A 6,186-nucleotide genomic window follows, 5' to 3' on the forward strand; every position below is an offset into this window, starting at 1 on the left:
TTTTCAGAGGATACTTAAGGTTCGAAATTGATGAAAAGTTGTCCACGGAAATCGTGGGTATGTCTGTGGGTAACTTTTTGAAACCCTTGTTACACGTGGCTTACAGCTGTGTGGTTATTTTATGAACAGCTCATGTTTTGCACTTCCATGGTGCTGCCACCAGGCTGGAAGACAGGTCCGCCATAAGCGATTTAAAGCACAAAAAAGAAATATTTTTCAAAAAAAAGCGCGACCCTCATCAGGTCGCGCTGCTTTTTTTACGAGTCAAGCGATGGTTGTTACACGAGAGGCTGATCGCTCCATTCACCGTTGACCAGACGACGCAGACCCAGCGGGTTGGCATTCTGCAATGCAGGCGGCAACTGGCTGTCGGCCAGGTTCTGATAGCAGACCGGACGCAGGAAACGGTCGATGGCCAGAGTGCCTACCGAAGTACCGCGTGCGTCCGAGGTTGCCGGATACGGACCGCCGTGAACCATGGCTTCACAGACCTCGACACCGGTCGGGTAGCCGTTGAACAGAATGCGCCCGACTTTCTCTTCGAGTATCGGTTGCAGCCAGCTGTACTGGCTCAAGTCCGCAGGCTCGTCGATCACGGTCGCAGTCAGCTGACCACGCAAGGCCTGCAACGCGTCTTTCAACTGCGCATCGTCAGCGACCTCGATTATCAGCGTGGTCGGGCCAAAGACTTCTTCCTGCAACAACTGGTCGCCGTTCAACAGCAGACTGACGTCAGCCTTGAACAACTGAGCCTGCGCCTGTTTGCCTTCCTGCGGCTTGCCAGCCAGATGCGTCACGCCCGGATGCGACAGCAAATGTTCGACGCCTTTGCTGTAGCTGCGCAGACCGCCTGCGTTGAGCATGGTCTGCGGTGCCTGACTGCCCATCTGTTCGGTCAGTTGTTCGACGAACGTCGAAAACGCCGGGGAGCGCAGGCCGATGACCACACCGGGGTTGGTGCAGAACTGACCGGCACCCATCACCACCGAACCGGCAAGCTCTTTGGCCACGGTTTCGCCGCGTGCCTGCAGGGCACCTGGCAGCAACACTACCGGGTTGATGCTGGACATCTCGGCAAACACCGGAATCGGCTGTGGACGCTCGGCGGCCATTTTGCAAAGAGCGTTGCCGCCGTTCAGCGAGCCGGTGAAACCGACGGCCTGGATAGCCGGGTGTTTGACCAGACCTTCACCCACGCCGTTACCGAAGATCATGTTGAATACGCCTTTCGGCATTTGGGTGCGTTCTGCGGCGCGGATGATAGCGCTGGCCACCAGATCGGCAGTCGCCATGTGGCCACTGTGCGCCTTGAACACCACCGGGCAACCGGCAGCCAGTGCAGCAGCGGTGTCACCGCCAGCAGTGGAAAACGCCAGCGGGAAGTTGCTCGCGCCGAACACGGCAACCGGGCCCACACCGATGCGGTACTGGCGCAGGTCGACGCGTGGCAACGGCTTGCGATCCGGCAGGGCCAGGTCAATGCGTGCACCGACGAAATCACCGCGACGCAGAACCTTGGCAAACAGGCGCATCTGGCCGCTGGTACGACCGCGCTCACCCTGAATACGTGCCTGGGGCAGAGCGGTTTCCTGGCAGACGATGGCGACGAAATCATCACCCAACTGATCCAGTTCATCGGCAATGGCGTCGAGGAAGTCGGCGCGACGGGCCGGGCTCAGTTGACGGAATTCTGGAAAGGCAGCCTTGGCGGCGAGGGCGGCAGCGTCGATTTCGCCGTCGGTAGCCTGATGGAAGCTGTAAGGCAGTTCTTCGCCTGTTGTGGCATCCAGACTTTTTTGCAGGCTTTGGCCAAGAGCGCTGCGGCCGCCAGCGATGAAATTCTGGCCGAGAATGTTAGGCATCGGTATCTCCTGTTGTTTTGAGGTTGGAGGTCGGTATGGAAGGTATCCGGACCGGCGCTCCTTATGGGTTGCCGAGTTGCTTTACAGATTGTCAGTGATGTGGCGTGTAAAAGCAGGCCAGCGATCATTTTTTCTAAAACCAGTGGGCAGTCATCGTACAACCTGATTCGCTGCTGATGCAACTGTCGGCCTGATTTGCCAAGTCAAGCGCCGCTGCTCTTTATAGCGCATGGGCGCGATCAGGCTTCTATCGTGGCGCGCTTTTGTGACCTTTTAAGGTGGTGTAGCGTTGAGGTTGTGCAATGCATCCAGCACCTGGCGCAACGCCTTGCTGACCGGTTTGTCCTGGCGCAATGCAATTCCCAGCGTGCGGCTCAACCCCGGCACCAGCTGCAGCACCTGCAAACCGCGGCGGTGATGGACTGCAGCAACCGCCATGCGCGGCACGATGCTGTAGCCCAGGCCCGCAGCAACCATTTCCTTGATGGCCTCGATGCTGCCCAGTTCCATGATCGGCTTTACCCGGATCCCGGCCTGCAAGAACCATTCATTGATCAGCAGCCGCGTACTGCTGCCTGCTTCGAAGACCACCAGCGGTAGTTCGCAGAGGTGCTCCGGGGTCATTTCAGCGGCAATCGGCTGCTGGCTGCTGGCGAAGATCGCCAAGAACTCATCCTCAAGCAGCGGGGTGATATGCAGACTGCGACCCGAGGCGGGCAGCGTCACCAGTGCGAGATCCAGACGGTTTTCTTCCACAGCCTTGAGAATGCCGTCCGTGTTGCCGGTGCTGACCCGCACATCCAGTTGTGCAAAGCGACGGCGCAGTGCCTGCAACATGGGCGGCAGCAGATGAATGCAGGCGGTTGCGCCGGTACCGATCGCAACCTTTCCGGCAACGCCGCTGGCGTGACTGGACAACTCCAGCAGGGCGTCTTCGACCACCGCCTCAATGCGCGCAATATGCTCCAGCAACGTAGTGCCCGCCGAGGTGGGCTTGAGCCGCTTGCCTACGCGCTCGATCAATTTCAGGTTCAACTGGTCCTCCAACTGCCGAATTTGCAGGCTTACCGCTGGCTGGGTCAGGTGCAGTCGCTCGGCCGCTGCGGAGAAGCTGCCGTGCGCTATGACCAGCGAGAAGGTATGCAAGTGATTCAGGTTGAGTCGGCGCATGGCAAAGTATTTCTTATGCTGTGAATGATAAATCATAGCTTTTTTAACGGCTTGGTGAGCGGCATGATTGCACTCATCCAACGACATTTGCCCAGAGCCCGATATGACCCCGACCTTTATCCTGCGTGATGCGTGTGATCAAGACATACCTGCCGTACAGGCGATCTACGCCGATCATGTGCTGCATGGCATTTCCAGTTTCGAACTCGATCCGCCGAGTGTCGCCGAGCTGCTGCAGCGCCGTGCGCAGGTGCTCGTCAACGGCCTGCCATATCTGGTGGCCGAGCTCGCCGGGGAGGTGGTCGGCTATGGCTACGCCACACCCTATCGTCCGCGTCCTGCCTATCGCTTTACCGTAGAAGACTCGGTTTATATACGGGACGGTATGGGCGGGCGGGGCATCGGTCTGGCATTGCTTGGCGAGCTGGTACAGCGCTGCGAGCAGGGCGGCTGGCGGCAGATGGTCGCGGTGATCGGCAATAGCGAGAATATCGCGTCGCTGCGTCTGCACGAGCGCCTGGGTTTTCGCCGTGTCGGGGTATTCGAGTCAGTCGGCTTCAAGCACGGTCGCTGGGTGGACACCGTGCTGATGCAGCGCATGCTCGGCGACGGCTCGGGCAGTGCACCTTCCGAGCGGGCCTGACTGACGTGGACCGCGCTGATCTGTCCAGGCTGGCGGTAGTCAAACTGGGGCTCGCGCAACTGATCAGTTGGGGTGTGACGTTTTATCTGCCGGGGGCTTTCGGCAATGCGATTGCCGATGATCTGGGCTGGAGCGGCCAGCAGGTCTTTTCCGGGCTGTCAGTCGCACTGTTGATCATGGGCCTGGTTTCGATCTTCAGTGCGCGTTTGCTCCAGCGTCTCGGTGCACGGCAGGTATTGCAATACGGGGCCGGGCTCAACGCGCTTGGCTGCTGCATGCTGGCTGTGTGCGAGACACCTCAGTCGTGGTTTTTTGGCTGGGCAGTGCTGGGCGTCGGCATGCGTCTGTCACTTTACGATGCGCTGTTTGCTGCATTGGCAGCGCTGTTCGGTGCACGCTCTCGGGCGCTGATGGTGCAGATTACCTTGTTGGGCGGGCTGGTTTCGGCGGTATTCTGGCCGCTGGGCCACGGCTTGTTGAATGCGTTGGGCTGGCGTAGTGCGGTTGCTGTCTACGGCTGCCTGGCATTGCTCAGCGGGTTATTGGTCAGCGGCCTGCCGGACTCCCTGTTGCCGGTCTTGAACGCCGGGCCAGCCGCGCCTGCGCACGCTGACACCACGGCCTGGATACCTCAGTTCGGCTACGCACTGAGCATGTCCCTGATCGCGTTCCTGTCAGCCGGCTTGTCTGCCCATTTACCCGCGTTGCTGGCTGGTTTGGGCGTGCCGGTCGTGCTGGCAGCGCTGTGGGGCATCGGTCAGACCTGCGCGCGTCTGGCGCAGGCTTTGTTGGCGCAGTCGATGCCAGCGCTGCGCCTGAATGTCTGGGTCGCTTCCGGAATGGTGCTGTGTTTTACCCTGGGGCTGCTCAGTCAGGGCCATACCCTGCTGGCCTGCATGTTCCTGTTCGGTTATGGCGCGATGAACGGGTTGGCCACATTGCTGAGGGCGAATCTACCCTTTGAGCTGTTTGCACATTCGCATTACGTACACCTGCAGGGCCGATTGCTGGCTCCTGCCTTTCTGCTGTCAGCTGGCGCTCCGTGGTTTTTTGCGTGGGTGCGTGAAGCGCAGGGCGGCAGCGGCCTGCTGTGGTTGTCGCTGGCGATCAGCCTGGTGTTGATTGCAGTGGCAATTGCATTGAATCTAAATGGCCGCGCAAAATGAAATTGTCCAACAATCCGGTTCAATAGCGTTGCCAGTAGTCGCCTGAATGGTTAGGGTACGCGGCTGTTCATGCATAGGAATTTCAAAATGCCTATGCATCAAGGTGGAGCTTTTTCTTGCCCGCTACCACCCATTCTTATTTTGCAGGTTCAGTTTCCTGCAAGCCCGTAAGCGGAGAAAATCAGCACATATGGTGGGTATCAACAGAGCAGGGTCATCTGGCGCTTATTTTGGTGGGTACACAGAGTCTGAGCGAGCGAGCGCTCGCGACTCGATCAGCGCGAGACCCTCGAACAGTCCGCAGGTACCGCCTCCTTCGACGGATTCAGCCGGGCGTGAGATGCTTTTGCTACGGTCCGCGGAGTTGTCGCGCCGAACCAGAGAGCGGCTCGAGCAGAGCTTTCCGACAGCGGAGGAAGACAAGCAGCAGGCTGATAGCATCGTTCAACGTGGCAGAACGAGGGTCAGGTCAGGGGCTGGTCTTCATCGGTTAGAAATACTTACTCACCAATCTGTGGAACGCGGCTGTTCATCGTCGAAGGCCTTGAGTAGTTCAGATGACGACGTGTCCTCTGCTGAGTCCTCTGAGGCGGATATCGACGCAGTATTCAACTATAGAATTGCAGCGTTGAATAATGCGAACGCTAGTCAATCTTGTATGGGCTTGGCAATCCAATGGCTGCGATTGCGTGATGTGGGGGAGGCGAGTTACAGAATGGAGGCGCTGGATCTTGACCATGCTTCGGACATCCAGAACCAATACGAAAATGCAGCAGGTTCAGTGAGCGGGTCGCGGGAGCAGCGAGAAGCAGGTCGAATATCGGCGCGCAAAACCCTTTTGCGAAGTCAAGATTTGCAGCCTGTAGGTGAACCCTCGGTATTCCATGCGGATCGGCATTCGACCGCATTGCAAAAAATTGCGCGAGATGGTAGCGCCCATTTGATCAGCTTGTGCTTTGAAAACAATGGAAAGCGTGTAAGGCATGCCATCACTGCTTCCAGCTCCGAAGGCAGTGTGAACCTCTTTGATCCAAACTATGGCGAGTTCTCTACCACTTTACCGGAGTTGCCTTCGATGTTCCAGAATCTGATGACCAGATACGGCAGTCGACTGAATGGGCACCTGCAATTGGAGAGCATGGTTATTCAGCGTGTGGAGTGACACTGCTCGGTGTATAGGAATTTCAAATTTTCGCAACCAGCGCGGTTTTGACCAGGATTAATTGCGACTGACCAGACGGGTCAACCAGCATTAACTGCGAATGAACCTGTATTGAACCGCGCTGAAGCGGTAAACCCAACGATCGTATCACCGGCCACCATCTGGCTGTCGTAAAACAAGTGT

5 protein-coding genes are annotated in these 6,186 nt (G+C 58.0%); 3 read left to right on the forward strand and 2 right to left on the reverse strand.

The window, feature by feature from the left end; all coding sequences use genetic code 11:
• Positions 1 to 278 precede the first annotated feature (278 nt).
• Together ALO64_RS17395 and ALO64_RS17400 are read right to left on the reverse strand one after the other, a co-directional pair.
• A complete protein-coding gene (locus ALO64_RS17395) occupies positions 279 to 1,862 on the reverse strand; it encodes an aldehyde dehydrogenase (NADP(+)) (RefSeq protein WP_044344933.1) in 1,584 nt (527 codons plus the stop codon).
• A 273-nt stretch (positions 1,863 to 2,135) separates the two neighbouring features.
• Positions 2,136 to 3,032 (reverse strand): LysR family transcriptional regulator, encoded by an 897-nt coding sequence (locus ALO64_RS17400; RefSeq protein ID WP_044344938.1) that lies wholly within the window; start codon positions 3,030 to 3,032, stop codon positions 2,136 to 2,138.
• Positions 3,033 to 3,135: 103 nt separating this feature from the next.
• Here ALO64_RS17400 and ALO64_RS17405 point away from each other — a divergent pair, with 103 nt between their 5' ends.
• From ALO64_RS17405 to ALO64_RS17415, 3 genes are all read left to right on the forward strand, one after another.
• On the forward strand, positions 3,136 to 3,675 hold the full coding sequence (locus ALO64_RS17405) for a GNAT family N-acetyltransferase (RefSeq protein ID WP_005731901.1): 540 nt from the start codon (positions 3,136 to 3,138) through the stop codon (positions 3,673 to 3,675).
• Positions 3,676 to 3,680: 5 nt separating this feature from the next.
• On the forward strand, positions 3,681 to 4,841 hold the full coding sequence (locus ALO64_RS17410) for an MFS transporter (RefSeq protein ID WP_044344934.1): 1,161 nt from the start codon (positions 3,681 to 3,683) through the stop codon (positions 4,839 to 4,841).
• A 340-nt stretch (positions 4,842 to 5,181) separates the two neighbouring features.
• A complete protein-coding gene (locus ALO64_RS17415; RefSeq protein ID WP_044344935.1) occupies positions 5,182 to 6,003 on the forward strand; it encodes a C58 family peptidase in 822 nt (273 codons plus the stop codon).
• Positions 6,004 to 6,186 lie beyond the last annotated feature (183 nt).

Origin of the sequence: Pseudomonas meliae, from assembly GCF_001400515.1 — a bacterium.
Lineage (GTDB): Bacteria > Pseudomonadota > Gammaproteobacteria > Pseudomonadales > Pseudomonadaceae > Aquipseudomonas > Aquipseudomonas amygdali.